The organism is Aureimonas sp. CAS, assembly GCF_059838215.1.
The window spans coordinates 120,304-146,500 of record NZ_CM187563.1 but is presented as its reverse complement, the minus strand read 5'-3'; the positions used below and the strand labels follow the sequence as shown (position 1 = coordinate 146,500).

General features: G+C 68.9%; 34 protein-coding genes. 14 read left to right on the top strand and 20 right to left on the bottom strand.

What is annotated here, in order from left to right:
- Positions 1–2: 2 nt before the first annotated feature.
- The 10 genes from AC6R2M_RS00730 to AC6R2M_RS00685 all read right to left on the bottom strand — a co-directional run bounded on the left by AC6R2M_RS00730 (position 3) and on the right by AC6R2M_RS00685 (position 7,087).
- The gene (locus AC6R2M_RS00730; protein ID WP_500487433.1) at positions 3–1,040 is read right to left on the bottom strand and encodes a TAXI family TRAP transporter solute-binding subunit; all 1,038 of its coding nucleotides are present in this window, start codon (positions 1,038–1,040) and stop codon (positions 3–5) included.
- Positions 1,041–1,139: 99 nt separating this feature from the next.
- Positions 1,140–1,778, bottom strand: a complete 639-nt coding sequence (gene ureG / locus AC6R2M_RS00725; RefSeq protein WP_500484519.1) for an urease accessory protein UreG — start codon at positions 1,776–1,778, stop codon at positions 1,140–1,142.
- Positions 1,775–2,479 carry an urease accessory protein UreF gene (locus tag AC6R2M_RS00720; protein ID WP_500484517.1) on the bottom strand — a complete coding sequence of 235 codons (705 nt, stop codon included), beginning with the start codon at positions 2,477–2,479 and terminating at the stop codon, positions 1,775–1,777. The genes ureG and AC6R2M_RS00720 overlap by 4 nt, the downstream gene beginning before the upstream one ends.
- Entirely contained in the window at positions 2,412–2,912 is a 501-nt protein-coding gene (locus AC6R2M_RS00715; protein ID WP_500484515.1) for an urease accessory protein UreE, read from the bottom strand. Before AC6R2M_RS00715 ends, AC6R2M_RS00720 begins: the two co-directional genes overlap by 68 nt.
- Positions 2,909–3,259 carry an MliC family protein gene (locus AC6R2M_RS00710; protein WP_500484513.1) on the bottom strand — a complete coding sequence of 117 codons (351 nt, stop codon included), beginning with the start codon at positions 3,257–3,259 and terminating at the stop codon, positions 2,909–2,911. Before AC6R2M_RS00710 ends, AC6R2M_RS00715 begins: the two co-directional genes overlap by 4 nt.
- The gene (locus tag AC6R2M_RS00705) at positions 3,256–3,726 is read right to left on the bottom strand and encodes a DUF29 domain-containing protein (RefSeq protein WP_500484511.1); all 471 of its coding nucleotides are present in this window, start codon (positions 3,724–3,726) and stop codon (positions 3,256–3,258) included. Before AC6R2M_RS00705 ends, AC6R2M_RS00710 begins: the two co-directional genes overlap by 4 nt.
- Before the next feature lie 58 nt (positions 3,727–3,784).
- Positions 3,785–4,651 carry a GNAT family N-acetyltransferase gene (locus AC6R2M_RS00700; RefSeq protein WP_500484509.1) on the bottom strand — a complete coding sequence of 289 codons (867 nt, stop codon included), beginning with the start codon at positions 4,649–4,651 and terminating at the stop codon, positions 3,785–3,787.
- Between the two features lie 47 nt (positions 4,652–4,698).
- Positions 4,699–5,202: a signal peptidase II gene (gene lspA / locus AC6R2M_RS00695; protein WP_500484507.1), complete on the bottom strand. Its 504-nt coding sequence runs from the start codon at positions 5,200–5,202 to the stop codon at positions 4,699–4,701.
- A gap of 11 nt (positions 5,203–5,213) precedes the next feature.
- Positions 5,214–6,050: a TrmH family RNA methyltransferase gene (locus AC6R2M_RS00690; protein ID WP_500484505.1), complete on the bottom strand. Its 837-nt coding sequence runs from the start codon at positions 6,048–6,050 to the stop codon at positions 5,214–5,216.
- The gene (locus tag AC6R2M_RS00685; RefSeq protein WP_500484503.1) at positions 6,047–7,087 is read right to left on the bottom strand and encodes a class I SAM-dependent methyltransferase; all 1,041 of its coding nucleotides are present in this window, start codon (positions 7,085–7,087) and stop codon (positions 6,047–6,049) included. The genes AC6R2M_RS00690 and AC6R2M_RS00685 overlap by 4 nt, the downstream gene beginning before the upstream one ends.
- Before the next feature lie 105 nt (positions 7,088–7,192).
- Here AC6R2M_RS00685 and AC6R2M_RS00680 point away from each other — a divergent pair, with 105 nt between their 5' ends.
- Entirely contained in the window at positions 7,193–7,669 is a 477-nt protein-coding gene (locus AC6R2M_RS00680) for an SRPBCC family protein (protein ID WP_500484502.1), read from the top strand.
- A gap of 78 nt (positions 7,670–7,747) precedes the next feature.
- On the opposite strand, the gene AC6R2M_RS00675 is transcribed toward AC6R2M_RS00680, so the two are convergent.
- The 3 genes from AC6R2M_RS00675 to sppA form a co-directional block, all read right to left on the bottom strand.
- Complete coding sequence (locus AC6R2M_RS00675; RefSeq protein WP_500484500.1) at positions 7,748–8,158, bottom strand: lipopolysaccharide assembly protein LapA domain-containing protein; 411 nt, start codon at positions 8,156–8,158, stop codon at positions 7,748–7,750.
- Between the two features lie 374 nt (positions 8,159–8,532).
- A complete protein-coding gene (locus tag AC6R2M_RS00670) occupies positions 8,533–8,817 on the bottom strand; it encodes an integration host factor subunit beta (protein ID WP_500484498.1) in 285 nt (94 codons plus the stop codon).
- A gap of 105 nt (positions 8,818–8,922) precedes the next feature.
- Positions 8,923–9,903 carry a signal peptide peptidase SppA gene (gene sppA / locus AC6R2M_RS00665; protein ID WP_500484496.1) on the bottom strand — a complete coding sequence of 327 codons (981 nt, stop codon included), beginning with the start codon at positions 9,901–9,903 and terminating at the stop codon, positions 8,923–8,925.
- A 198-nt stretch (positions 9,904–10,101) separates the two neighbouring features.
- Here sppA and AC6R2M_RS00660 point away from each other — a divergent pair, with 198 nt between their 5' ends.
- The 6 genes from AC6R2M_RS00660 (at position 10,102) to AC6R2M_RS00635 (ending at position 15,176) form a co-directional block, all read left to right on the top strand.
- Positions 10,102–10,806 (top strand): LPS export ABC transporter periplasmic protein LptC, encoded by a 705-nt coding sequence (locus tag AC6R2M_RS00660; RefSeq protein WP_500484494.1) that lies wholly within the window; start codon positions 10,102–10,104, stop codon positions 10,804–10,806.
- Complete coding sequence (lptA, locus tag AC6R2M_RS00655; protein WP_500484492.1) at positions 10,803–11,384, top strand: lipopolysaccharide transport periplasmic protein LptA; 582 nt, start codon at positions 10,803–10,805, stop codon at positions 11,382–11,384. Before AC6R2M_RS00660 ends, lptA begins: the two co-directional genes overlap by 4 nt.
- Before the next feature lie 56 nt (positions 11,385–11,440).
- On the top strand, positions 11,441–12,235 hold the full coding sequence (gene lptB / locus AC6R2M_RS00650; protein WP_500484490.1) for an LPS export ABC transporter ATP-binding protein: 795 nt from the start codon (positions 11,441–11,443) through the stop codon (positions 12,233–12,235).
- A 113-nt stretch (positions 12,236–12,348) separates the two neighbouring features.
- A complete protein-coding gene (rpoN, locus tag AC6R2M_RS00645; protein WP_500484488.1) occupies positions 12,349–13,692 on the top strand; it encodes an RNA polymerase factor sigma-54 in 1,344 nt (447 codons plus the stop codon).
- Between the two features lie 132 nt (positions 13,693–13,824).
- On the top strand, positions 13,825–14,400 hold the full coding sequence (hpf, locus tag AC6R2M_RS00640) for a ribosome hibernation-promoting factor, HPF/YfiA family (RefSeq protein WP_500484486.1): 576 nt from the start codon (positions 13,825–13,827) through the stop codon (positions 14,398–14,400).
- Positions 14,401–14,717: 317 nt separating this feature from the next.
- Positions 14,718–15,176, top strand: a complete 459-nt coding sequence (locus AC6R2M_RS00635) for a PTS sugar transporter subunit IIA (protein WP_500484484.1) — start codon at positions 14,718–14,720, stop codon at positions 15,174–15,176.
- A 270-nt stretch (positions 15,177–15,446) separates the two neighbouring features.
- Here the strand turns inward: AC6R2M_RS00635 and AC6R2M_RS00630 are convergent, their stop codons facing one another.
- Entirely contained in the window at positions 15,447–15,716 is a 270-nt protein-coding gene (locus AC6R2M_RS00630; protein WP_500484482.1) for a putative antibiotic biosynthesis monooxygenase, read from the bottom strand.
- Between the two features lie 63 nt (positions 15,717–15,779).
- Between AC6R2M_RS00630 and AC6R2M_RS00625 the strand changes: the two genes are divergently transcribed.
- Complete coding sequence (locus AC6R2M_RS00625; protein ID WP_500484480.1) at positions 15,780–16,397, top strand: TetR/AcrR family transcriptional regulator; 618 nt, start codon at positions 15,780–15,782, stop codon at positions 16,395–16,397.
- 290 nt (positions 16,398–16,687) lie between these two features.
- Here AC6R2M_RS00625 and AC6R2M_RS00620 read toward each other — a convergent pair whose 3' ends face one another.
- The 6 genes from AC6R2M_RS00620 to AC6R2M_RS00595 form a co-directional block, all read right to left on the bottom strand.
- The gene (locus tag AC6R2M_RS00620; protein WP_500484478.1) at positions 16,688–16,939 is read right to left on the bottom strand and encodes a BQ00720 family protein; all 252 of its coding nucleotides are present in this window, start codon (positions 16,937–16,939) and stop codon (positions 16,688–16,690) included.
- 42 nt (positions 16,940–16,981) lie between these two features.
- Positions 16,982–17,419, bottom strand: coding sequence for an Hsp20 family protein (locus tag AC6R2M_RS00615; RefSeq protein WP_500484476.1), 438 nt, complete (start codon positions 17,417–17,419; stop codon positions 16,982–16,984).
- A 142-nt stretch (positions 17,420–17,561) separates the two neighbouring features.
- A complete protein-coding gene (gene msrB / locus AC6R2M_RS00610) occupies positions 17,562–18,065 on the bottom strand; it encodes a peptide-methionine (R)-S-oxide reductase MsrB (protein ID WP_500484474.1) in 504 nt (167 codons plus the stop codon).
- A gap of 198 nt (positions 18,066–18,263) precedes the next feature.
- On the bottom strand, positions 18,264–18,710 hold the full coding sequence (arfB, locus tag AC6R2M_RS00605; protein WP_500484472.1) for an alternative ribosome rescue aminoacyl-tRNA hydrolase ArfB: 447 nt from the start codon (positions 18,708–18,710) through the stop codon (positions 18,264–18,266).
- 153 nt (positions 18,711–18,863) lie between these two features.
- Positions 18,864–19,673, bottom strand: coding sequence for a hypothetical protein (locus AC6R2M_RS00600; RefSeq protein ID WP_500484470.1), 810 nt, complete (start codon positions 19,671–19,673; stop codon positions 18,864–18,866).
- Between the two features lie 38 nt (positions 19,674–19,711).
- Complete coding sequence (locus AC6R2M_RS00595; RefSeq protein WP_500484468.1) at positions 19,712–21,322, bottom strand: phosphoenolpyruvate carboxykinase; 1,611 nt, start codon at positions 21,320–21,322, stop codon at positions 19,712–19,714.
- Between the two features lie 270 nt (positions 21,323–21,592).
- Here AC6R2M_RS00595 and AC6R2M_RS00590 point away from each other — a divergent pair, with 270 nt between their 5' ends.
- From AC6R2M_RS00590 to AC6R2M_RS00565, 6 genes are all read left to right on the top strand, one after another.
- On the top strand, positions 21,593–22,072 hold the full coding sequence (locus AC6R2M_RS00590; protein ID WP_500484466.1) for a pyridoxamine 5'-phosphate oxidase family protein: 480 nt from the start codon (positions 21,593–21,595) through the stop codon (positions 22,070–22,072).
- Positions 22,073–22,224: 152 nt separating this feature from the next.
- Complete coding sequence (locus AC6R2M_RS00585; protein ID WP_500484464.1) at positions 22,225–22,926, top strand: response regulator; 702 nt, start codon at positions 22,225–22,227, stop codon at positions 22,924–22,926.
- A 77-nt stretch (positions 22,927–23,003) separates the two neighbouring features.
- Entirely contained in the window at positions 23,004–24,803 is a 1,800-nt protein-coding gene (locus tag AC6R2M_RS00580; RefSeq protein WP_500484462.1) for a sensor histidine kinase, read from the top strand.
- On the top strand, positions 24,706–25,257 hold the full coding sequence (locus AC6R2M_RS00575) for an HPr kinase/phosphorylase (protein ID WP_500484460.1): 552 nt from the start codon (positions 24,706–24,708) through the stop codon (positions 25,255–25,257). Before AC6R2M_RS00580 ends, AC6R2M_RS00575 begins: the two co-directional genes overlap by 98 nt.
- 134 nt (positions 25,258–25,391) lie before the next feature.
- Positions 25,392–25,793, top strand: coding sequence for a PTS sugar transporter subunit IIA (locus tag AC6R2M_RS00570; RefSeq protein WP_500484458.1), 402 nt, complete (start codon positions 25,392–25,394; stop codon positions 25,791–25,793).
- Positions 25,794–25,799: 6 nt separating this feature from the next.
- Positions 25,800–26,135 (top strand): HPr family phosphocarrier protein, encoded by a 336-nt coding sequence (locus tag AC6R2M_RS00565; protein ID WP_500484456.1) that lies wholly within the window; start codon positions 25,800–25,802, stop codon positions 26,133–26,135.
- The last annotated feature ends 62 nt before the right edge of the window (positions 26,136–26,197 follow it).

Sequence of the window (26,197 nt, the reverse complement as noted above, 5' to 3'; positions counted from 1 at the left end):
CGTTACTGCGCGGCGGCTTCGTCCGGCACGTCGAGGCCGGCTTCCTCGTAGAAGCGCGCGGCGCCCGGATGGAGCGGGATGCCGATGCCGTTCAGCGCGTTCTCGAGCACGATCTCGCGGCCCTTGGCGTGGCCGGCGTCGAGGAGCGCGCGCGAATTGTCGTTCCACAGCGCCTTGGTGATCCCGTAGACGAGCTCTTCCGGCTGGTCGGCGCTCGTCACCCACTGGGCGCCGACAGCGAGCGTCTCGACGTCGTTCTCGACGCCCTCATAGGTGCCGCCCGGCACCGTGTTGGACGAGAAGAACCCGTACTCCTCGGTGATCACCTCGGCCTCGGGTCCGGCGAGCGGCACGAGAGTGATGTCGAGGCTGGTCGCCAGCTCGGCGATGGCGCCGGCCGGGAAGCCGCCGACGAAGAAGAAGGCGTCCATATTGCCGTCGCGCATGAGGTCGGCGGCCTGGTTCGGCTTCAGATATTCCGGCTCGATGTCGGTCTCGGTGAGGCCGTAGGCCTCCAGGATCAGCCGGGCGTCGACCAGCGTGCCCGAGCCCGGCTCGTCGAGGGAGACCTTCTTGCCGGCGAGATCGGCGACCGTTTCGATGCCCGAATCGGCCCGCGCCACGAGATGGATGCTTTCGGGATAGAGATTGGCGATGGCGCGCAGGCCCTCGACCGCCGGCTGCCCCTCGAAGACGCCCGTGCCGGTATAGGCCCAATAGGCGACGTCAGACTGCGAGAAGCCGGATTCCAGCGCGCCGCCGGAAATGCCGTTGATGTTGGCGACCGAGCCGTTTGAGGCGACCGCCGTCGCGATCAGCCCCGGTACGCCGCAGCTCCCGCCGGCATCGCAGGCCCTGGAGCCCGGCGGGTTGGAGATGGCGTTGGCGATCAGCCCGCCGATGGGAAAGTAGGTGCCGGCCGTGCCGCCGGTCGCGATGCGGAAGAAGGCCATGTCCTGCGCGACCGCCGCGCCCGCGACCAACCCGAGGCCCACCAGCGCGCCGCTCGTCAGCGCGGCCCATCTCGACTTCACCATTATTCCACCCCGTTTTCGCCGTCGAAGCGTTCACATTAGGGTGAGATGTCGAAACGCGACAAGCGTTCTTTGCGACTTCGGGCGGTTTTGCAGAACGATGTTCTAATGTGTGCGACTTTCCGGCAGGGGACGCAGCGCGCCGACGCTCGTCAGGAAGGCGAGGATGTCGTCGAGCCCCTTGGCACGCGACAGGTCGGTGAAGACGGTCGGGCGCCCGGCCCGGCCCTTCTCGGCGTCCCGCTCCATGCGCGAGAGGTCCGCCCCGACATGGGGCGCGAGGTCGGTCTTGTTGACGAGCAGAAGGTCGGAGCGGGTGATCGCCGGCCCGCCCTTGCGGGGGATATCGTCGCCCTGGCAGACCGAAATCACGTAGATCGAGAGATCGACGAGATCGGGCGAGAAGGTCGCGGCCAGATTGTCGCCACCCGATTCCACCAGCACCAGATCGAGGTCCGGATGCCGCGCGTTCAGCCTCGCGATGGCGGCGAGGTTGATCGAGGCGTCCTCGCGGATCGCGGTGTGAGGGCAGCCGCCCGTCTCCACGCCCTCGATCCGGTCGGCCGAGAGCGCCTGCCGGCGCACCAAAGCCTCCGCGTCCTCCACCGTGTAGATGTCGTTGGTCACCACGCCGATCGACCAGTGGTCTCGCGCGGCGACGCACAGCTTCTCCACCAATGTCGTCTTGCCGGAGCCGACCGGGCCGCCGATGCCGACGCGAAGGGGTCCGTGCCTGTTTGTCATGAGCGAAAGAGCCTCGTTGCAAGCGTTTCATGGCGCATGGATGCGACGTCGGAAAGGAGCGAGCGGCTGCCGAGATCGTCGAGACCGGCGTTCACCGCGCAGGCGGCCACCTCGGCCAGAACGGGCTCCAGCCGCTTGAGGATCGCCGTCGCCTCGCTCTGGCCGAGCGGCACGAGGCGCACGGACGCCGAGACGAGGCTCGACGCGAAGCCGTGGGCGTAGGCCAGGAGGACGTCGCTCTCGCGGAACCCGCCTTGCCGGGCCGCATCGGCCACGGCGATCGGATAGGGACGGCCCGGATCGACATCGGCCCAGGGCCGGACGGCGCGGGCGAAGGCATCGCCCAGCGCGAGCGTCTCGGCACGGCGTTCCATGGAGCCCGACAGCGCGGCAGCCAGGTCGGAGAGGTCGTCGGGCAGCGCCTCGCCCTTCAGCGCGACCGAGAGAAGAACCAGATCGTTCCAGCCGCTGCCGGAGCGCAGCAGCGTCTCGATCCAGTCGGCGACGGCAGCGGCGTCGCTGACCGCGCCCTCCTGAATCGCCGCCTCCAGCCCGTGCGAATAGGCGAAGGCCCCGACGGGAAAGGCGGGCGAGAACCAGGTCAGCAGCGTGAGAAGGGAGCCCGCGGGACCCTCAGCCGTGGGAATGTCCGTCATGTTGCCCGTGGCCGTGATGGTGACCGTCGGCGTGCCCGTGCGCATGATTTTTCGCATAGGCTCCGCCCGCCGGATCGAAGGGCGCCTCGATCTCCTCGACGATTCCGCCGAGACCTTCGACCATGTCGCGGATCACCCGGTCCTGCCGGATCAGGAGACGGTCGGCCTCGATCGCGGCGGCCAGATGCCGGTTGCCGAGATGCCAGGCGAGATGGAGGAGATGGACCGGATCGCGCCCGCGCACCGCATAGAGCGGCTCGGGCTTGGCCTTGACCTCGATGACGCGCCCGTCGTCGAGCACGATGCCGTCGCCCTCGCGCAGGAGCCGCGCCTCCGACAGGTTGAGGACGAAGGCGATGCCGCCGTCCGAGACCATGGCCATGCGCCGGCGGTGCCGGAGATCCTCGTCGAGCGTGATCGTGTCGGCGAAGTCGCCCTCATGGTGCCCGCGCTCGCGGATCGTCTCGGCTGTGATCATCCGGCATTCTCCTTGGACCGACAGGCGATACCCTCGTCGTCCGGCCGTGTCTCGTCGAAAAGCGTCGCCTCTGCGCCCTTGGTCCACCAGATATGGGCACCGGAGGCGTAGCGGACGCCGGACGCGGCGATGACGGCAACGAAAAGGCGCCGCTCGCCATCCAGATCGAGAAGCGCCAGATCGTTCCCGCCGACGCTCACATAGTCGGCCGAGCGATCGATGCCGTCCGAGCAGGTGTAGGCGACGATGTGGCGGATCGCCTCTCCGGGAAGATCGAGCTCGACGGCCCGGACGGGTGCCGCGAGGACGAACCATGCGGCCAGAGCGCAGGAGAGAGCCGATCTCATTCGGCGTCCGGATAGAAGTCGGGGTCGAGGATCTGGTCGATCGTGAAGGGGCAGGCCGTGGGGAACCGGTCCTCCGAAAGCCCGGTCTCGCCGGCTGCGAGGAGGCGGGCGGACGGATATTCCTCCTCGACCGCCTCGCTCGGATAGGCCCGGAGGCTCGGGCTCTTCGCCAGACGCCTGTGAATCCGGTTCCGCTGCTCGACGATCGTTCCCTTCCAGCCGCTCGAACGGCGCTCAGGTTGAAGGCGCCATTTCAGGAGATGGATCAGAAGGACCGCGATCCGGCTCTCGATCTCGTAGCGTTCCGAGTTCCCCACGCTCTCGATCTCCTCGGCCGCGTTCTCCCAGTCGATGTCGCCCCGATTGTCGAAGGTGGCACGCGCGCGCAGCTTCTCCGCCTGGTCCACCGTCCAGGCGTAGAAGTCGCTCTCGTAGAGGCTCGTCGGCTTCTTCAGGGCGTCTGCCATGGGCGCAGCCTAGAGCAAGAATCCGGGCCGCGCCATGGCGGGACGACGCCGGCGCGACTCAGGCGAAGCGGTCGGCCGAGATCCCGAAATGAGCCAGGTAGCGCGGCGAAATGCGCTCCAGCGGCAGGACGAGGAGAACGTCCGTCGTGCCGAACTCCGCGTCGACCACGGCGTGATCGGAGATCATCCCGCCGAGCCGCAGATAGCCCTTCACGAGCGGCGGCAGGTCCTTGGCGGAAAGCGCCGGCTCCGGCGGGCTCTCGGGCAGCGGAAAGCTTGCCGAAGCGGTCGGGGCCGCCCGCCATTCGGCCGGCGCCAAAGCCTGCTCGCGCAGCAGGGCCAGTTGCGGGTCCAGCGCTTCGCGGGACGTGCCGGGCAGCGAGGCGCAGCCGAACAGGACGTCCGCGCCGCGCTCCAGCACATAGGCCCAGACGCCGTGCCACAGGAGCTCCATCGACCGCCGGCCGCGATGGGCCGGGTCGACGCAGGACCGGCCGAGCTCCAGGAACCGCCGGCGCGGATGACGCCGCACCAGCGAATCGACGTCGAACTCGCTCTGGCCGTAGAAGCCGCAGGCGCGCACCGCCCGCTCCTGCGCCAGAAGGCGGTAGGTCCCGAGGACGCGCTCGGCCGCGGGCAGGGTCTCGTCGGCGTCGAGGAGGAGGAGATGGTCGCAATGGGCGTCGAACCGGTCGACGTCGCGGCGCAGCCGCCGCTGAAGCGCGCTCGGCGTCGCCCCGCAGGCCTCGTAGAAGACCCGGTAGCGCAGCGCCTGCGCCAGCTCGATGTCGGGTTCGCAGGCGGCGAGACGCACCTCCAGCCCCCCGAGCCGGCCGAGGACGCGCCCTTCGAGCGCGCGCTCCTGTCCCATCCGCAGCCCCGCCGGGCTCATCCCCTCAAGATTTACCGTCCGCGCTTCGCTCATCGCCCCTCTCCGCGCTCGTCTTCGGACCGTGATCCGCGAGGCAAGGTCTAGAGCCTGTCGGCGTCGGTCTCATGACGGCTCCCGCGTCGCTTGCGCCACGTCTCCAGGACGAACTCGTCGAGGATCACGAGGCCGGCGCCGACGGAGATGAAGGCGTCGGCGAGATTGAAGACCGCGAAGGACCAGACCGGCGTATGGAAATAGACGTAGTCGACGACGTAGCCGAGGAGGACGCGGTCGATGAGGTTTCCGATGGCGCCGCCGACGATCAGCGCGAAGCCGAGCTGGGCGTAGACCCGCGAACGGGGCGTGGAACGCCAGAGCCAGAGCACGAAGAGGAGGACGGCGGTGGAGAGGATCGCCAGCGTCCAGCCTTCGAAGCCGGCGAAGAGCGAGAAGGCGATGCCCTCGTTGCGCGCGTGAAGGAGCGCCAGGAAGGGCAGGACCTCGATCGCCTGCCCGAGCGCCATGGTCTCGACGACGATGAACTTGACGAGTTGGTCGAGGGCGACGGACGCGGCGATGATGAGGACGAGGGCGATGGGCGGCATGAAAGCGACCTTCAGTCGAGCTTCAGCGCGTCGCGGCGCGCTTCGAAGATCATCAGCGCGGTGGCGACGGCCAGATTGAGGCTGTCGGCGCGGCCGACCTGCGGAATGCGGACCAGCGCCTCGCAGGCGCCCGCCAGCGCGTCCGAAAGGCCGGACTGCTCGTTGCCCATGAGGATGACCGAGGGCCGACCGGCATAGCGAGGCTGCCGGTAGTCGGTGTCTCCGCGCATATGCGTGCCGACGACGAGGCCGGAGAAGCGCTTTCGCCAAGCGAGAAACCCCGCCTCGTCGGCGCGCGCGACCGGCACGGCAAAGATCGAGCCCATGGTGGCGCGCACGGCCTCCAGCGAGAACGGATCGACGCAGTCGCCGATGAGGACGATGCCCTTGACGCCGGCCGCGTCCGACGTGCGCAGGATCGTGCCGAGATTGCCCGGATCGCGCACCCGGTCGAGCGCGACGATCACGCCGTCCGCACCTGTCTCCATGCGATCCAGCGGCGTCAGATGACGGCGGAAGACGCCGATGGCGCTCTGCGGGTTGTCGCGCCGGGCGACGGCGGCGAGCACCTTCTCGGAACATTCCAGAAGGTCCGCGCCGGAGGCGACGGCGCGCGCCGCCGTCTTCTGAAGGAGTTCGCCGTCGAGCTTGGCCTTGGCGACGAGCAACGTCTCCATCCTCCAGCCGGCGTCGAGCGCGTCGAGAACGAGCTTCAGCCCCTCGGCGAGGAACAGCCCGCTTTCGTCGCGGCCCTTCTTCTGGGCGAGCGTGCGGATGTCCTTCACGATCGGGTTGGAGATGGAGGAGACCTCCTTCACCCGCCCCGGCGCGACCGTCGGCTTCGTCATGACTGCACCCAGCGCGAGAAAAGGGAGGTTGAGAGGCGGCGCGGCTCCTCGCCCTCCTCGGAGATGACGAGCTCGCCCGACTCGATCCGCCCGCCGAGACCGCGGCAATGCTCGGCCATCAGGGCGGAGAGCGAATAGAAGGACGCGCGGATCGAGTAGGCGGTCAGGACGAGCGAGAGCGGCTGGTCCGACAGGAGCGCGCGCGCGAGCGACAGGAGATAGGGCAGGTCCTCGAAGACCTGCCAGATCTCGCCCTTGGGGCCGCGCCCGAATTTCGGCGGATCGAGGAGGACGATCTCGTAGGCGCTGCCGCGCTTCACCTCGCGCTCGACGTAGCGGACCGCGTCCTCGCAGATCCAGCGGATCGGAGCGGCGTCGAGGCCGGCGATCTCCTGGTTCTCGCGCGCCCAGCCGATGGCGCGCTTGGAGGCGTCGACATGGGTGACCTCGGCGCCGGCCCTGACGGCCAGAAGCGAGGCGAGACCGGTGTAGCCGAAGAGATTGAGCACCCGAACCCGGCGTCCCTGCGCCCGCGCGGCTTCGATCTGCGAGACTATGAAGGCCCAGTGCGCCGCCTGTTCGGGGAAGACGCCGGTGTGGCGGAAGGAGGTGAAGCGGCCGAGATAGGGCAGCCCGTCCTGGCGCATCGGCCAGGTCTCGCCGAGGGGCATGTTCGGGAAACGCCAGCGCCCGACGCCCTCCTCGTCCGTGTCCCCGGTGAAGATTGCGTCCGCGCGGTCCCATTCGGCGGAAGGCCTGCGGCGCGGCCAGATCGCCTGGTTCTCGGGCCGGCGGATCGTCAGCGGCCCGTAGCGCTCCAGCTTCTCGCCGTCGCCCGTGTCGAGAAGCGCGTAGTCCGCGTTCGGCTCCACGGTCAGGATCACCGGCAGGCGCTCCTGCGGACGGGCGCCGTCAGCGATCCTCACCTCCGGCCGCCCGGCGCGGGCGTCCTGCGCGCGCGCGGCCGTGCTCGGGCGCGCCTCGCTCTCCTCGCGCCCCGGGGGGCGCTGTCCCTTCCGATCCGGCTTCCTGCTCATGGGCTCGGCTCTAACCCGTCTGCAGCCCATTGGCAAAGCGCGGCGGGCGCTTCATCCTGACACCCGAGGGACGCGAGACGGCGCCCTGAGCTTGGGAGGAGCGGGATGGACCTGAAGGGCGAGTACCGGCTGCCGGCGTCGCGGCAGGCGGTGTGGGAGGCGTTGAACGACCCGGAGACGCTGCGCGAGTGCATTCCCGGTTGCGAAAGCCTGGAGCGGCAGGAGGACGGGCGCATGACGGCGCTCGTGGTCGCCAAGGTCGGTCCGGTGAAGGCGAAGTTCAACGGCGAGGTCCGGCTGGAGGACGTGGTGGCGCCCGAGAGCTATTCGATCGTCGGCGAGGGAAAGGGCGGGATCGCGGGCTTCGCCAAGGGCGGCGCGCACGTTCATCTGGCCGAGGACGGCGACCACACGGTTCTGACCTACACGGTGGAGGCGCAGGTCGGCGGCAAGATCGCCCAGCTCGGCGGGCGGCTGATCGATTCCACGGCCAAGAAGCTCTCCGGCCAGTTCTTCGATTGCCTCGCCGCGAAGGTGTCCGGCGGCACGGCGAGCGCAGAGGAGATCACGGCTCCGGCCTGAGAGCCCGGCCGGCGGCGGCGGAGGGCGTGCGCACGGGAATGTGACGCTGGCCGGACCGGCTTCGTCGAAGCGTCCCGCTTACGCGGCGCGGGGTGCCGGCAGCGCTCCCGGACGCGGCGCGGAGCCGATGCCCGTTGCGGGCGTCGCGGAGGACGCGGCGGCGGCCCGCTCGCGCTCCTCGCGCATGGCACGGACGCGTTCCTTGGAGACGGCCGCCTCCTGGCGCAGATGCTCGACCTCGCGCTCCTTGCGCGCGGCGCGCCGACGGTGATGGGCCTGCGTCATGAAGGTGCCGATGCCGCCGAGGATCACGCCGATGATGAGCGCGGTGAGGACGACGACGAAGAGCGGCGCCTGGACGGCGAGCTGCGGGGTCGTTCCGAACACGTCCATCGACAGCGTGACCGGCGCGCGGTTCAGGACGCTGAAGACGACCAGGAGCAGCGCCAGCGGCAGGAGGACCAGGAAGGTCAGAAGCTTTGAAAGCATCTCAGGTCTCGTTCGGACGTCGGGCCGCATCGCGCCCGGCAAGATTGGGAAGACTAGAAGTTAAGGAGTGCGCGCCGTCCGTCAATCGCGTCGGTTCGCACGGCGCGGCGCACGGCCCCTTGAGCGCGCCTCGTGCGGGGATATACCCATGGCTTCGGGCTTCACCCGGCCCTTCGGCCCCCTCTCCAAGGAGAGAGGAACGGTGCCCTTCGCCTCAAACGATGCCGTGGATCGAAACCGCACCCTTCTTTCGCTCTGCGCGAAAAGGTCCCGGCAGGGTAGGGAGAGCTTCGTGACGCGCGGGGCTCGCCGCCGGCGGGCGTTCGCATCGACGCCGGACCCTGAGGTTTTTCAGGCCGGGACGGCGCGCCCTGTCAGGCCGCGCCGTTCATCCGCTCGCGCAGCTCCTTGCCGGGCTTGAAGAAGGGCACCCACTTCTCCTCGACCGCCACGGCTTCGCCGGTGCGCGGGTTGCGCCCGGCGCGCGCGGGCCGGTTCTTCACGGAGAAGGCGCCGAAGCCGCGCAGTTCCACCCGGTTCGAATGGCAGAGAGCCTCGGTGATCTCGTCGAAGATCGCATTCACGATCGTCTCGACGTCCCGCTGATAGAGATGCGGATTTCGGCTCGCGATGATCTGCACGAGTTCGGATTTGATCACGTCGTTGCCCCTCGATGGCCGGTCACGACACGACCCGTCGCAGCGAAGGCCGCGGCAGGATCGCGTTGAAGGCAGTTCGGCGAGCCCCCCGGCCCGCCCCGCCCGTCACCGGACTTCGCTGCCGAAAGGTTGCCAGAGGGACACCAGACCGTCAAGGCGACCGGCCTCGCGCATCAGGGCGTCGGGCAGCGAGGCGGCGGACGGATCGAGCCCCAGGAAGGAGAGGATCGCGGCCTGCCCGGAGCGCAGGAGCGAGAAGGGTCCGGTGTCGCGGTTCGGCTCGCGATCGACGATCTCGAGGCCTTGCGGCACGTCCCGCTCCTCCTCCAGCCAGCGGCGGATCTCGTCGTCGGCGCCGAGCGCGTCCACGAGGCCGTTGTCCAGCCCCTGCCGCCCGGTGAAGACCGAGCCGTCGGCCAGAACCCGCGCCTGCGGCAGCGTCAGCCCCCGGCGCTCGGCGACGAGTTCGACGAACCAGTCGTAGGAGGAGCCGACGAGCCGGGCGATCATCGCGCGCGCCTCCTCCGAGGCCGGCTGGAAGGGCGAAGGCTCCGCCTTCAGCGGCGAGGAGCGGACCGCGTTCACGTCGACGCCGATGCGGTCCAGCAGCGTCGAGGCATCGACATACTGGAAGATCACGCCGATCGAGCCGACGATGGAGGATTGATGCGCGACGACATGGTCGGCGGCGCTGGCGACCATGTAGCCGGCCGAGGCGCCGAGCGTCTCGATCTGGGCGGCGACGGGCTTGACCTGCGCCAGCTTGCGGATCGCCTCGTAGATCGTCTCGCCGCCGGCGGTCGTGCCGCCGGGCGAATTGACCGAGACGAGGACGGCGCGGACCCGGTCCTCCTCGGCGAGCGTCTCGAACAGCTCCAGCATCTCGCGGTCCTGGGTGATGAGGCCGCTGATCTCGACGCGGGCGATCGTCTCGCGACCGCCCCCTCCCCCGCGCGCGTCTCCGATGGCCATCCACGAGGCGCCCAGAACGGCGATCGCCGCGATGCCGAGCGCGGTAAGGCGCCAGAAGCCGAGCTTGGCGCGCAGCCGCCTGCGGTCGATGAGATCGTGCGGACCAAGCGTCATTCGATGTTCCCCGGGCGTTTCGGCGAGGCCCGCAGCGATAGCGGCGCGGCTTCGCATTGCCAAGCGAGCGGTCGTTCTTCGGTTACCATTCAAAAACCGTATACGGGCTTATATAACGTGATCCGAACCGATGGCGCCTGCTCTCAGGCGAGCGCTGCCGGGCCTCTCGAACCGAACCGTCTTCCCGACAGGACACGCTTGGCAGATCTGGCCGCCCGCTCTTCGAACCGGAGCCTCGACGAGGTGCCGTCCCGCCCGTCCGAGCAGCGATCGGGCGACGCCTTCGCGCGCGCGCGCCGCCACTCGCGCCGGGTGCGATTCCTGAAGGTCGGCCTGCCTGCGATCGCCACGGTCATGGTGCTCCTCGGGGTCGGCGCGGCCTATGTCGCCCGCTCGCTGCCCGGCGAACTCAGCTTCGCCTCCTCGACACTGGAGGACGGGCGGCTGGTGATGCAGGACCCGCGGATGTCCGGCAGCGATTCCCGCGACCGCCCCTATTCGATGACGGCGCGCCGCGCGGTGCAGGCCGTGGCCGGCTCCGCCTCGGGCGTCGATCTGGAGGGCGTTCGCGCCGACATCGCCGTGGACGAGAGCACCAACGCGACCATTCAGGCCGGCAACGGCTATTACGACGTGGGCACGGAACGCCTGCGCCTCTTCGACGACATCGAGGTGGAGACGACGAGCGGCATCGCCATCCGGCTCTCGGAGGCGGAGATCGACCTCGCAGGTCGCAGCATGCAGGGCCAGGGGCCCGTCGTCATCACCACGCCGAACCAGAGACTGGAATCGGGCAGCGTCGTCATTGAGGAGGGCGGCGAGCGGCTCTCCTTCGGCGATCGCGTCAAGCTCACCCTTCTTCCGAGCGCGTCCGACGAGACCGACGTCGGAGCCAACCCATGAGGCCGATCGTGAACATGCCCCTTCTCGCCCTCGCGGGGGCCCTTCTTGCCGCGACGGCCGGATCGGCCGCCGCGCAGCAGAATTTCGGCGGCCTGCAGATGCAGGGCGACCAGCCGATCGCGATCGAATCCGATCAGCTCGACGTCGACGACCGCGCCGCGCAGGCCACCTTCTCGGGCAACGTGTCGGTCGAGCAGGGCGAGACGCGGATGCAGGCCGACCGCCTGGTGGTCCACTACTCGCAGGGCTCGGGCGGCGCCCAGCCCGCCTCCTCGGGCGGGAATCTGCCCGGCGGCGGCAACGAGATCCGGCGCATCGAGGCGAGCGGCTCGGTCGAGATCACCTCGGCCGATCAGGTGGCGACGGCCAACGAGGCCAATGTCGACATGGCGACGCAAGTCGTGGTCATGACCGGGAACGTGGTCCTCAGCCAGGGACCGAACGTGGCGACCGGCTGCCGGCTCACCGTCCAGATGGAGACGGGCGTCGCGCAGCTCCAGAGCTCGAACTGCCCGGGCGGTTCGGGCGGCGGAAGCGGCCGGGTCCGCATGCTGCTGACGCCCGGCTCGCAGAACTAGCCGCATCCGATGGTGACAGGACGAGGCTCCGGCGGCACGCCGGAGCGCGGAGGCGCATGACGAATCTTCACGAAACCCACCCTTCGGCCGCGGCACGCCCGATCGACGCCTCGACGCCGGGCGCGCGCGAGGGAACGCTGGTCGCCGGCGGCCTGACCAAGACGTTTCGCGGCCGCCGGGTGGTGGACGGGGTGGATGTCGGCGTGCGGCGCGGAGAGGCGGTCGGTCTTCTCGGTCCGAACGGCGCCGGCAAGACGACCTGCTTCTACATGCTGATGGGCCTCGTTCCGGCCGATTCCGGCCGCATCGAGCTCGACGGGCACGACATCACGAAGATGCCGATGTACCGGCGCGCGCGCCTCGGAATCGGCTATCTGCCGCAGGAGGCCTCGATCTTTCGCGGCCTGTCCGTGGAGGACAACATCCGCGCGGTGCTGGAGGTGGTGGAGCCCGACCGGACCAAGCGCAACGAGCAGCTCGATTCGCTTCTCGACGAATTCCGCATCGCGCATCTGCGGCGCCAGCCCGCCACCGCCCTTTCGGGCGGCGAGCGGCGGCGCTGCGAGATCGCGCGCGCCCTCGCCTCGCGCCCGACCTTCATGCTGCTCGACGAGCCTTTCGCGGGCGTCGATCCGATCGCGGTCTCCGACATCCAGGACCTCGTCCGCCATCTGACGGCGCGCGGCATCGGCGTCCTCATCACCGACCACAATGTCCGCGAGACGCTCGGCCTCATCGACCGCGCCTACATCATGCATGCCGGCGCCGTCCTGACGCACGGAACGCCCGAGGCGATCGTCGCCGACGAGGACGTGCGCCGCATCTATCTCGGCGACCGCTTCAGCTACTGAGAGCCGGCGCGCCGCGCCTTGACAGAGCGGCGCCGCCCATCGCTTCATGAGCCCGTCCGGCGAGGGGCCGGGCACGGGGCACGCGCCCGGTCCGCGCGGATGGGAGGCACGCGATGAGCGTCTCGATGCGGTTGGAGGTTCGCCAATCCCAATCGCTCGCGCTGACGCCGCAGCTCCTCCAGTCCATCCGGCTCCTGCAGTTCGACCGGCACGACCTCGCCGACTTCCTGCGCCGCGAGGGCGACCGCAACCCGCTTCTGACGGTCGAGGATCGGCCCGGCGGACGACGCTCCGCGGCACGCCTCGCACCCCGCCCCGGTCCGGCGCGGACGGACGCTCTCGACATGGCGGCGGAAGCCGCCCCCTCCCTCTGCGCCCATGTCCTGACGGAAATCGCCGACATCTTCCGTTCGCCCGCCGAGCGCCGCATCGCCGAAGCGCTCTGCGTCGAGATCGACGAGGCGGGCTATCTGCGGATCGAGCCGGGCGAGGCGGCCGCGCGCCTCGGCATCGCGCGCCAGACCGTCGAAGCCGTCCTCTCGACGCTGCGTGCGCAGGCCGAGCCGGCGGGGCTCTTCGCGCGGGACCTCGCTCAATGCCTCGGGCTCCAGCTGGAGCGCCAGGGCCGGCTGGACGATGGCATGGCCGCCGTCCTTTCCCAGCTCGAGCTCGTCGCGAAACGCGACCTTCGTGCGCTGTCGCGCCTGAGCGGGCGGGATGCGGACGGCGTCGCCGAGCTCGTCGCCCTGCTGCGCAGTCTCGACCCCAAACCCGGCAGCGCCTTCGGGGCCGGCGGTCCGGTGACGATCGAACCGGACGTGTTCGTGGAGGAGCGGGACGGAGGCGGCTGGCACGTCGTCCTCAACGCGCGCTCGATGCCCCGCGTGTCGTTCGACGCCGACCTCACCAGAGACATCCTGGCAGGCTGCCGCGACGATGCCGAGCGCGCCTTCCTGGAGGAGTGCCGGGCACAGGCGGCCGCGATCCTGCGGGCGGTGGACCGGCGGGCGAACTCGATCCTGACGGTCGCGACGCATGTCCTGCGGCGCCAGAAGGCGTTTCTCGCCGTCGGCCCGACCGCACTGCGCCCCATGACGCTGGCGGCGGTCGCGCAGGCCGTCGGCCTCCACGAATCGACCGTGAGCCGCATCGTCTCGGGCAAGTTCGTCTCGACCCCGCGCGGGACCTTCGAGCTGAAATTCTTCTTCTCCGGCGCGCTCGCGTCCTCGCAGGGGGCCGAGACGCATTCGGCGAGCGGCGTGCGCGAGCGGATCCGCCTGCTCGTCGCCGCCGAACGGCCCGGCGCGGTCCTGTCCGACGAGGACATCGCGGCCCGGCTGCGCGCCGAGGGCGTGGAGCTCGCGCGGCGCACCGTCGCCAAGTACCGCGAAGCGCTCGGCATCGCTTCCTCCGCCCGGCGCCGGCGCGAGATGGGCCTGCGCCGCCTCGCCTCCTGAGGCCCCGCCGGGCGGCGAATCCCCGTCGCGAAACGCCTTCGATTTGCCGCGCGATGCGCTAAGTTCAGGCGACGGACCGCGACGGGAGGTCGAGACCGGCCGACCGTCGCGACGTTGAAGAAGGAGCCTTGCATGTCAATTCGCGTCTCTGGTCGCCACATGGATGTCGGCGAAGCGTTCCGCTCTCGAATCGAGGAGCGCCTGAACGAGCAGGTCGCCAAATATTTCGACGGCAACTTCTCCGGGACCGTGGTCCTGTCGAAGGAGTCGAGCCGGTTCTCCACCGATTGCACGCTCCATCTCGACACCGGCGTCGTCTTCCAGGCCGCCGGCATGGCACACGACCCCGAGGCCTCCTTCGCCGAGGCCGCCGAGCGCATCGAGAAGCGCCTGCGGCGCTACAAGCGCCGCCTGAAGGACCACAAGGCCAACGGCGCGGCGACGCGCGAGGTCGCCTACACCGTGATGGAAGCCATCCCGGACGAGGCGGACGAGGTGCCGGAGGACTACGCGCCGGCGATCGTCGCCGAGACCACCCTCTCGGTCGGCACCTTCTCGGTCGCGGGCGCCGTCATGGAGCTCGACCGGCGCGACAGCCCGGTCGTCGTCTTCAAGAACGCCGGCTCGGGCGCGATCAACATCGTGTATCGGCGCGCGGACGGCAATTTCGGCTGGGTGGACCCCTCCTCCTTGCACGACAAGAGCTGACGCAGTATTCCGCGCCGGGACTCGCGTCCTGCGGGTTCCGGCGGCGGAAACGCGCGAACGGGACGCGGCGTCGGATCCGGTCGGCCGGAAGCGCGCATCGGTCGCAGGGCGCGTCGTTCCGGGACAGGGCTCGGTCCAGCATCGGCTGGAAGACCGTATCCGGTCTTCGAACGGACGATGCGCGGAAGCGAGGACATGGAGCGGTCTTGCGTGCGTCCGAACGGTCGCACGGCGCTCTGGAGAAGCGGTCGTTCAATCTTACGGCCCACGAAAAGGAACCGCTGCCGCGAGATCGGCAGTCGAGGCGGGCGACGGCGATGGAACTGGAAGGGCTGATCCGTGAGGAGGGCATCATGCCCTTTCTGCAGGCTGGCTCGAAGAAGCAGGTCCTTCAGGAAATGTCCGCCCGCGCCGCGCAGCTGAGCGGGTTGAAGGAACGCGATATCTTCGAAAAGGTGATGGAGCGCGAGAAGCTCGGCTCCACCGGCGTCGGCAACGGCATCGCCATTCCGCACGGCAAGCTGCCGGGGCTGACGGGCGTCGTCGGCGTGCTGGCGCGTCTCGCCAAGCCCGTGCCCTTCGAGGCGGGCGAGGACGAGCCGGTCGATCTCGTCTTCCTGCTCCTGGCGCCCATCGGCTCGGGCGCAGAACATCTCAAGGCGCTGTCGCGCGTCGCCCGGCTCCTGCGCAGCCGCTCGACGGTTGAAGCCCTCCGCCGCTCGCCGGACGCGGCCTCCATGCTGTTCCACATCCAGCATCCGGACCCGGTCGGCTGAAGCGCCGTGCGTCCGTTCGGACGCACAAAGGTCGCTCCATCTTCTTGAATCTACGCATCAGGCTTTCGGAGAATCGATTCCGATTTTCGGGCCGACGCTGTAGCCCCCCGAGAACGCCGACCATCGGCCGGGGACCGCGAGCGCCTCCTGACAGGACGGTCCACGCGGGGGACGGGATCGAAGGTCCGCAGGGCCTTCGGTGCTTCCGTTCGTCGATAGGGTCGGCGGAGCTCAAAGGCGCACGGACGCGCGCAGCGATCCAGACCCGAGTTACGCGCTTCGAGCGTCTTGTGACGTGCGGCCGGCGATGAAGGCCCCGAAGCGGCGGGTGATGAATGGCACGACGAAGAGGACGATGGTCGCCGACATGGCCGGAACCAGAACCAGGCTGCGCTGCCAGATGGTCCAGCCGTCGGTGAACGGGAAAATGATGTAAAGATAGAGCGTGACGATGGGATAGACGGCGAAGGTCATCAACAGCGTCATTCGCAGACGGGCGGAGAGGGGCATGGCGGGCTCCATAGAAACGATCCGTTTCATATATCGAAACGATCCGTTTCGTTCAAGCTTTTCATTCGACTCTCGCTGGGCCATACGGAGCTCATGAGCATGAACGATCAGGACAAGGCCGAGACGCGTCGCTCCATCGGCGCACGCCGCAATCCGGCGAGCCAAGAGGCCATCCTGGACGCGGCCGAGGCGGTGCTGCGGGAGGAGGGCATCGCCGGCTTTTCCATCGAGGCGGTGGCGCGGCGGGCCCGGGCCGGCAAGCCCACCATCTACCGCTGGTGGCCCAACCGCACGGTGCTGATGCTCGACGTCTACAAGCGCTTCAAGAACGCGCGGGCGTTCCCCAATACGGGCAGCCTGCGCGGCGACCTCGTCGGCCTGCTCACCAACCAGCTCATCGGCTTCTGGCACAACCGCTTGTGCGGGCTCGTCTATCGGGCGGTGATCGCCGAGGCGCAGAACGATGCGGGCGCTGCCGAAGCGCTCGAGGCCTATCAGGCGGGACGGATGGCGATCGCCATCCAGATCGTCGACCGTGCGAAGGCGCGCGGAGAGGTGCCTGCCGACACCAATGGCGGGATGATCATCGAGCTCGCGGTCGCCTACGCGCTGCACCGCCTGCTGATGGGGCAGCTGGACCGAGCCGCGACCGAGATCGAGACGGTGGTGGACGCGATCCTAACGGGCGTTCCGGGCTACCGGCCGGCCTGAGCGGCGAGACCCGGTGTTCGCAGGGCTCGGCAGCGACAGCATCGGCCCGTAGATCGGAACCGATTTTGGAAAGCGCGATGCGCAGATTCAAGGAGTTGGAGCGGCCTTTGCGCGTCCAAGCGGACGCTCGGCGCTCCTGTCGACGAGCACACGAAAAGGGCGACCGACCGGCCGCCCTTCGTCATCTCCGCTCCGCCGTCGCACGACGGCATAACGGCAGTGGTCGAACCCCTCGCCCATCCTGCCGGGAAGGTCCGAGGCCCGGCCCGAGGTGGCCGGCGCCATGGCCGTCAGTGGATGCTGACCGTCATCAGTTCGTTCTGCGAGGCGCTCGCCAGGATCGAGGAGCGGTCGTCGGAGACCGCGAGCGGCGTGCCGTCGGCGGAGAACAGCGCCCAGAGCTTCAGCCCGGGCTGGATCGACTGCGCGGCCGGGAACTTCTCGCGAATGTCGTCGGAGGACATGCGGCGCAGATAGGCCAGATGCCCTTCGCCGAGCGCGGCGAAATCGGTCTTCGACAGGCGTGTGTTGTGAATGTCCATGATCATCGGCTCCTTTCGCGAGCTTGAGCCTCGAGCCGTCCGTCAGGAGACGGCGATCTCGATCCTCTTGGCCGCACGCTCCACCTTCGGCCTTGCCAGTTCGATCGACAGAAGCCCGTTCCTCAGCTCCGCTCCCAGAACGCGCATGCCGTCCGCGAAGAGGAAGCTCTTCTGGAACTGGCGGCTGGCGATCCCGCGATGGAGAAAGTCCCGCTCCTTCTGTTCGACCTGAACGCCCCGTATCGTCAGCTGGTTCTCCTCGGTCACGATTTCGAGGTCCTCCGGCCCGAACCCGGCGACGGCCAGCGTGATCCGGATCACCGGTTCGCCGTCCCGTCCGTCGGCGGTGCGCGAAGCGACACGCTCGATATTGTAGGGAGGATAACCGTCCCCTCCTTTCCCGATCCTTTCCAGCGTCCGCTCGATGGAATCGAACCCCAGAAGCAAGGGGTGGGAGAAGGGCGTGGTCCTGCTCGTCACGCGACAAGTCCTTGTTGCAAGCGACTTTTCAGTACCGGCGGCCCTTCAAGGCACCGCCGGTGCGGTTCCTCCCTGATATGGCGTCCCCTCCCCGCCTCTTCAATGATCGCGCGAAGGATCCCGGCGCGCGGGAGGGCACGCCTCAGGCGGCGTCGGCCGGCGCGAAGGCCAGCGCCACGCCGTTGATGCAGTGGCGCTTGCCGGTCGGCTGCGGGCCGTCGTCGAAGATGTGACCGAGATGACCGCCGCATCGCGCGCAATGGGCCTCGGTGCGCGGATAGACGAGGTGGTAGTCGACCTTCGTGCCGATCCGTCCGTCCGCGATCGGCTGCCAGAAGCTCGGCCAGCCGGTGCGGGAATCGTATTTCGCGTCCGACGAATAGAGCTCGTTGCCGCAGCCCGCGCAGGCGAAGATTCCGGCGCGCTTCTCCTCGTTCAGGGGGCTGGTGAAGGGGGCCTCCGTCGCCTCCTGCCGCAGCACGGCGAAGGCTTCCGGGGACAGGCGCTCGCGCCAGTCCTCCTCGCTCATCGAGACCGGGAACGCCTCCTGCGCGCCTGCCTCGCCGTCGAACAGTCCGAACCGCGCCCCGACCGCCGCAAGGCCGAGAAAGGCCGCACCTGAAAGAAGAAAGTCACGCCGTCGCATCGATCCGCTCCTTCTGGCCTGAACGACCGTCATTCATCCCGAGATGGGAACGGGAACGGGGCCGGCCAACGAGGATCGCCGCGAAGATGGCGGATCGGTGTCGCTTTGCCGCAGCGGCGGCCAAGGCGTCGATCACATCGCGGGGATCACATGGCGGGGATCACAAGGGCCGCCGGACGCGGTCCATGGTCCATCGCTCTATTCGTCGACGCGACCGCGCATGCGCTTGATGCCCGAACGGCCCTTCTTGGCCTGCAGGCGCCGTTCGATCGCGCCTCTGGAGGGCCGCGTCTTCTTGCGCGGCGGCGGGGGCGGAACCAGGGCTTCGCGCACCAGCGCCGCCAGCCGCTCCCGCGCATCCTCGCGGTTGCGCTCCTGCGTGCGGAAGCGCGAGGCCTCGATCAGGACGTCGCCCGCCTTCGTCCCGCGCTGGCCGGCCAGCTTCATGAGGCGCTCCTTGGCCTCCTCCCCCAGCGCCTGCGAGCGCGAGGCCAGGAACCGGAGCTGCACCGCCGTCGAGACCTTGTTGACGTTCTGCCCGCCCGGCCCGGAGGCCCGCACGAAGGTCTCCTCCAGTTCGTCCTCGGGGATCGTCACGCGGCGGGAGACGAAGAGCCCGGACGGACGGGCGCCCTCCTCGCTCAACGCACGGCTCCGGCGCACTTTACGGCTCGGTCAGGCACGCTCTCTCGGACTCCTCGTTGCAGCCGAGACATATCGCGTCTCGCGTTCGAACCCCAGATGCGAACGGCGAGGAAGCCGAGGACCCGTGACTCTTCACCGGATCGAACCGTCGCGTCATCCGGGACGCGAGGGCGATGGCGGCGAGACCATGCGGAGCGCGCGCAGCGGAGCGAGGCGGGACGGTATCCGGTCGAGATCGGCGAAGGCCCGCTTCATGTGAGCCTGAGCGTCCGGTCCGACCGCATCGGCCGCGTGGCGCAGCGCGATCGAGCGCTCGACGCCCGAAAGGTCGCTGTGCATCGCCGTCGCGAAGCAGAGTTCGCGCAGGCTCATATACTCCTCGAAATAGCCGCGCCATTCCCGGGCCACGTCCGGCGATTCGATCGCCGTGTCGTATCGGAACAGCATGAGATAGAACCCGAAGCCGAGGAGGGTCGCGGAGAGGTCCGTCAGCATCTCCTCCGCGTCGCTCGGCGGCGGAGTCTCCGCGCCCAGATCGAGAATAGCGTGCGACATCTCGTGCGCGAGCACGGCGACGAGCTCGGCCGGACGGTGGAGAAGCGTGGTGTCGTAGGTGATGACGATCCCGTCGCGGGCGGGTCGATAGGTTCCGGCCGCCGTCACGCGCGGAACGGGACGATGACCGCCGAGCCCCGGATCGTACCGCGCGCTCGAAGCGTCCGCCTCCAGCACCACCGGGAGCCCTTCGACGCCCATCCTCTGCATCACGAGGAGAAGCAGACGCACGGCCGCATCGTGGCCGCCTCGAGGATCGAAGGGAAAGATCCGGTCGGAGATCGGCAGCGGCCCCGCCGAGGCGTAGGCCGCCCGATGGGCCTGCCGGGACATGAGCCAGTGGACGTGGTCGATCATCCAATCGACCACGTCGTCGTCGAGAAGCGGCCTTGCCCGGAAGGGCCACATGCCGCGGCCCCCCGATCAGCCGGGACGCACCGCGAAGACTACTCCGCGGCCATCGGCAGTTGCGGGGCGGCGGCGCGCACCGCGTCGTCCACATGGGTCTCGAACTTCTCGAAGTTCGCGCGGAACATGCCGGCGAGCTTTCGGGCCTGCGCGTCGTAGGCCGCGCCGTCCGCCCAGGTTGAGCGGGGGTCGAGGATCGCGGAATCGACGCCCGGTACCGCCACGGGCACCTGGAAGCCGAAATGCGGATCGGTGCGGAACTCCGCGTCCTTCAGAGAGCCGTCGAGCGCGGCGGCCAGAAGCGCGCGCGTCGCCTTGATCGGCATGCGGTTGCCCGTGCCGTAGGCGCCGCCCGTCCAGCCGGTCGAGACCAGCCAGCAATCGACGCCGTGGCGCGCGATCAGCTCCTTGAGGAGGTTGCCGTATTCGGACGGGTGGCGCGGCATGAAGGGCGCGCCGAAACAGGTGGAGAAGGTGGCCTCCGGCTCGGTGACGCCCTTCTCGGTGCCCGCGACCTTGGCCGTGTAGCCCGAAAGGAAGTGGTACATCGCCTCGGCCGGGGTCAGCTTGGCGATCGGCGGCATCACGCCGAAGGCGTCCGCCGTCAGCATCACGATGTTCTTCGGCTGGCCGGCGCGGCCGGTCTCCGACGCGTTCGGGATGAAGTGCAGCGGATAGGCCGCGCGCGTGTTCTCGGTCAGCGAGCCGTCGTCGAAGTCCGGCACCCGCGTGGAATCCAGCACGACGTTCTCGAGCACCGTGCCGAAGCGGCGGGTGGTCGCGAAGATTTCCGGCTCGGACTCGGCCGAGAGGCGGATCGTCTTGGCGTAGCAGCCGCCCTCGAAGTTGAAGACGCCGTCCTCGCCCCAGCCGTGCTCGTCGTCGCCCAGAAGCGTGCGGCTCGGATCGGCCGAGAGCGTGGTCTTGCCGGTGCCCGACAGGCCGAAGAAGAGGGCGACGTCGCCCGCGTCGCCGACATTGGCCGAGCAGTGCATCGGCATGACGCCGTTCTCGGGCAGGCGGTAGTTGAGGACGGTGAAGACGCTCTTCTTCATCTCGCCGGCATAGGAGGTGCCGCCGATGAGGATGGTGTTGCCGGTGAAGTCGCAGGCGATCACCGTCTCCGACCGGCAGCCGTGGCGCGTCGGGTCGGCGCGGAAGGACGGCAGGTCGATGATCGTCAACTCCGGCACGAAGCTTTCCAGATCCTGGCGCGACGGGCGGATCAGGAGGTTCTGGATGAACAGCGAGTGCCAGGCATACTCGGTGACGACGCGCACCTTGATCGAGTTCTGCGGGTCGGCGCCGCCGATCAGGTCCTGCACGAAGAGGTCGCGGCCCTTGGCGTGCTCGCGGAAGTCGGCCGAGAGGCGCTCGTAGGCGTCCTCCTCCAGGCGCTTGTTGTTGTCCCACCAGACGCGCGGATCGGTGTTCTCGTCGGCCAGGACGAACTTGTCCTTCGGCGAGCGGCCCGTGTGCTGGCCGGTCGTCGCCACGAAGGCGCCGTGAGCCGTCAGGCGACCCTCGCCCCGCCGGATCGCCGTCTCGACGAGGTCGGCGGCCGTGAGGTTCCAGCGCACCGAGGACAGGCCGGACAAGCCCGTGGTCTCGATCCCGGCGGCCGGGTTGCGGGTCCCGATTTCTTCCATGCGAAACGGCTCCAAGTCGCGAAGTCACGTCAAGTGACGAGCGCTGCCCAATACGGGCACTGCGCCCCAAGAGCAAGCCATTTGCAACACTCTACTTCCATGTCCATAGTATTCAATCGTTTTAATCCGCGATTGCCGCAATCTAATCGTTTGATCTTCGGTGGGCGCCGCCCCCGCATGCCCGAGGGCACCAAACCCCGGCTCGCTCGTTAAGGGGTTTCATCCCCGCGCCGCGGCGCGGGCGCAGAACGACAGCGCAAGGGCCTGACCATGACCGAGACATCATCCGAGAAGTTCTGGGACCGCGTCGGAGACTTCGACACCTGCATGGTGGTGACGCGCGACGGCGAACGCCTGCGCGCGCGGCCGATGGCGCCGAAGGTCTCCAAGAACCGCGACGAGATCCTGTTCGTGACGGAACGCTCCTCCCACAAGGTCGAGGAGATCGAGCGCGATCCCCAGGTCTCGTGCTCCTTCACCAAGCATGGCGAGTATCTCGCCGTCTCGGGCACCGCGCGCGTGTCGAGCGAGCGCTCGCTGATCGACGACGCCTGGGACGAGGAGGTCGAGGCCTGGATGCCGAACGGCAAGGACGACCCGAACGTCGCGGTTCTCGCGGTGCGGCCCGAGTTCGCCGAGGTCTGGGACGTGACCACCAGCCGCGTGAAATACGCCTACGAACTGGCGAAGGCCTATTTCGGCGACCAGGACCGCCCGAAGGCCGGGACGCACGAGACGATCCGGCCCTGAACGGCCGGCCGGGACGGGATCGGGGCGCGGCCTGAGCGCCCTGATTCCAAGGCGGAAATTTGCATTTCCGCTCAAAACGCCACATTTGAGGGGTCTGGGACAACGACAAGGGCCGAAGGGCCCGACGGACGGAAAGAGAGAGAAGCCGCCCCATGGCCACCATCGCCCTGGTCGACGACGACCGGAACATTCTCGCCTCGGTGTCGATCGCGCTCGAGAACGAAGGTTACCGGGTCGAAACCTACACCGATGGCGCATCCGCTCTCGAGGGCCTGTCGAACCGCCCTCCGCATCTGGCGATCTTCGACATCAAGATGCCGCGCATGGACGGGATGGAGCTTCTTCGCCGCCTGCGCCAGAAGTCGGACCTGCCGGTGATCTTCCTCACCTCGAAGGACGAGGAGATCGACGAATTGTTCGGCCTCAAGATGGGCGCCGACGACTATATCCGCAAACCCTTCTCCCAGCGTCTCCTCGTGGAGCGCGTGCGCGCGATCCTGCGGCGCGGCGCGGCGCGCGAGGGCGGCGCCAAGACGGGCGTGGCGGCCGAATCCTCGCTCGAGCGCGGCCAGCTGGTGATGGATCAGGAGCGGCACACCTGCACCTGGATCGGCGTGCCGGTCACCCTCACCGTCACCGAATTCCTGATCCTCCACGCGCTGGCGCAGCGTCCGGGCGTGGTGAAGAGCCGCGACGCGCTCATGGACGCGGCCTATGACGAGCAGGTCTATGTCGACGACCGCACGATCGACAGCCACATCAAGCGCCTGCGCAAGAAGTTCAAGGCGATCGACGACGACTTCGACATGATCGAGACCCTCTACGGCGTCGGCTACCGGTTCCGCGAGGTCTGAGGTAGGCAGAACCTCGTCTCGCGGGGGCCGGCGGCGACGCCGCGCGTCTGGCGACGAACGGGGAGGGAAGGCGCCGCTTGGCTTCGACGGGCGACATCCAGGGTGAACGCGTGCCGCGCACGCGGCGGGCGCGCTCCTGGCGGCGCCCCACCTTCGTGCGCCGCACGCTCTTCCGCCTGCGCTGGCTGCTCGGCCACACGATCCTGTCCTCACTCACGCGCCGGATCGTCTTCCTCAACCTCGTCGCGCTGATCGTCCTCGTCACCGGCATCCTCTACCTCAACCAGTTCCGCCAGGGACTGATCGAGGCGCGGATGGAAAGCCTGCTGACACAGGGGCAGATCATCGCCAGCGCCATCGCCTCGTCGGCGACGGTGGAGACCAACTCGATCACGCTCGACCCGGAACGCCTCCTGGAGCTCCAGGCCGGCGCCACGCTGCAGCCGGGCTCGGACTTCATCGACAATCTGGATTTTCCCATCAATCCGGAGCAGGCCGGAGAGCTGCTGCGCCAGCTGATCTCGCCGACGCGCACGCGGGCCCGGATCTACGACCGCGACGCCAACCTCATCCTCGACACGCGCCACCTCTCCTATTCGCGCGGACAGGTGCTCCGCTACGATCTGCCCCCGATCGAACAGGAGAGCGGCAGCTTCCTGGACGACCTCGGCGACCGGTTCTGGCGCTTCTTCCGCTCCTCGGCCTTCCCCGTCTACCGCGAGACGCCGGGCGGTTCGGGCACGGCCTTTCCCGAAGTGATGACGGCGCTGACCGGGTCGCGCTCGGCGCATCAGAGCGTGACCGAAAGCGGCGACCTCGTCGTCTCCGTCGCCATACCCATCCAGCGCTTCCGGGCCGTCCTGGGGGTGCTTCTTCTGTCCACGCAAGGCGGCGACATCGACCAGATCGTTCACGACGAGCGAATGGCGATCGTCCGTGTCTTCGCGGTCGCCGCCCTCGTCACCATCGTCCTGTCGATCCTTCTCGCCTCGACCATCGCAACGCCGCTCCGCCGGCTGTCGGCCGCCGCGATCCGGGTCCGGCGATCGGTCAACGCGCGCGAGGAGATCCCGGATTTCGGCGACCGGACCGACGAGATCGGCAATCTCGCCTCGGCGCTGCGGGGCATGACGAACGCGCTCTATGCGCGCATGGACGCGATCGAGAGCTTCGCGGCCGACGTCAGCCACGAGCTGAAGAACCCGCTGACCTCGCTGCGCTCGGCCGTCGAGACGCTGCCGCTGGCGCGCAACGAGGATTCGCGCCAGCGCCTGCTTGGCATCATCCAGCACGACGTGAAGCGGCTCGACCGGCTCATCACCGACATCTCCGACGCCTCGCGCCTCGACGCCGAGCTCGCCCGCGAGGCCTCGGTGAACGTCGATCTCGCGCGGCTTCTCTCCTCGGTCGTGGAGGGCGCGCGCGCCCACTCGCGCGAGGGCCGGACCCTTTCCATCGACCTGAAGATCGAACAGCCCGCGCAGGGCGCGCCGCGCTCCATGGTCGTCTCCGGCCACGACCTTCGGCTCAGCCAGGTCTTCACCAATCTCATCGAGAACGCCCGCTCCTTCGTGCCGGAGGAGGACGGCCGCATCGTTCTGCGCTGCAAGCGCCTCGCCCGCCGCGTCGTCGTCACCATCGAGGACAACGGCCCCGGCATCCAGGCCGAGGACATCGAGCGCATTTTCGAGCGCTTCTACACCGACCGGCCCTCGACCGAGGCCTTCGGACAGAATTCGGGTCTCGGCCTGTCGATCTCGCGCCAGATCATCGAGGCGCATGGCGGGACGATCACCGCCGAGAACGTCTTCGACAAGGGCAAGCCGCGCCGCATCCTCGGCGCGCGCTTCACCGTCTCCCTCCCGGCGGAAGCGTGAGCGGGGGCGCGTCGAACATCCACGCGGGCCTCGTGCGGATCGGGGGGCCGGCCTTCTCATTCTCGGGCCGGCCCGCAGCGGCAAGTCGGCCCTGGCCGTCAGCCTGCTTCGGTCGGCCGCGCGAGAAGGGATGACGGCCGGTCTCGTCGCCGACGACCGGGTGATCCTGGAGCGGCGGGAGGCCGGTCTCTTCGGCCGTGCGCCCGAGACGATCGCCGGGCTGATCGAGCTTTCCGGCATCGGCATCCTCCGCGTCCCGGCGATCGCGGACAGTCGCATCGATCTCGTCGCCGAGCTGACGGACGCGCCCGAGCGTCTGCCGGACCCGGCGACGGTCGAGTTTCTCGGCGTCGCCCTCCCCCGCCTCCTCCTGCCCGCCCGCCAGGCGCCCTTCGCGGCCGATCTTCTGCTGACGCTCTTAACCTCGGGCGTCGATTCCCTCCTCGATCGGTGAGGAATCGACGAGGGGGCGGTTGGCAAGCGCGCGATTTGGCGCTTTTCTAAAGAGCGTGGCGAACGGGCGCTTGTATCGGCGAGCGTCGAACGGCATGAGTCGTCGCCTGACACAGTCCTGGAGCGTGTGACCTTATGATCGGCCTCGTGCTCGTCACCCATGGCCAGTTGGCGCGCGAGTTCAAGGCGGCCGTGGAACACGTCGTCGGCCCGCAGGAGGCGTTCGAGACCGTCTCGATCGGCCCGGACGACGACATGGGCGCGCGACGCGACGAGATCGTGGCCGCCGTGGAAAGCTCCTCGCGCGGGGCCGGCGTCATCATCCTGACCGACATGTTCGGCGGAACGCCCTCCAATCTCGCCATCTCCGTCATGGACGGACGCGATGTCGACGTCGTCGCCGGCGTCAATCTGCCGATGCTCATCAAGCTCGCCTCGGTGCGTGCCGACAGGCCGATGGCCGAAGCGCTCGCGCAGGCCCAGGAGGCCGGGCGCAAATACATCACCGTCGCCAGCCGCGTGCTCAGCGGAAAATAGGCGACCATGGCCGACCTCGTCCCCACCGATCCGAACGCGCCGGGATCGACGAAGGTCGACGGGGCCGCGTCCCCTCTCGAGCGAACCCTCACCATCCGCAACCGGCGCGGTCTTCACGCCCGCGCCTCCGCCCGTTTCGTGCAGACGGCCGAGCGGTTCGACGCGGACCTCACCATCAGCCGCGACGGGCTGCAGGTCGGGGGACAGTCGATCATGGGCCTGATGATGCTGGCCGCCGGACAGGGCTCGACCATCCACGTCTCGGCCGAGGGGCGCGAGGCGCAGGACGCGCTGCAGGCGATCGCGGACCTCGTGGAGGACGGCTTCGGCGAGGAGTGCTGAGGCCGGCCCTCGGCCTTTGAAGGCCGGGGGCACAGGACTGCGCATGCCGCCTGGGAGAGACG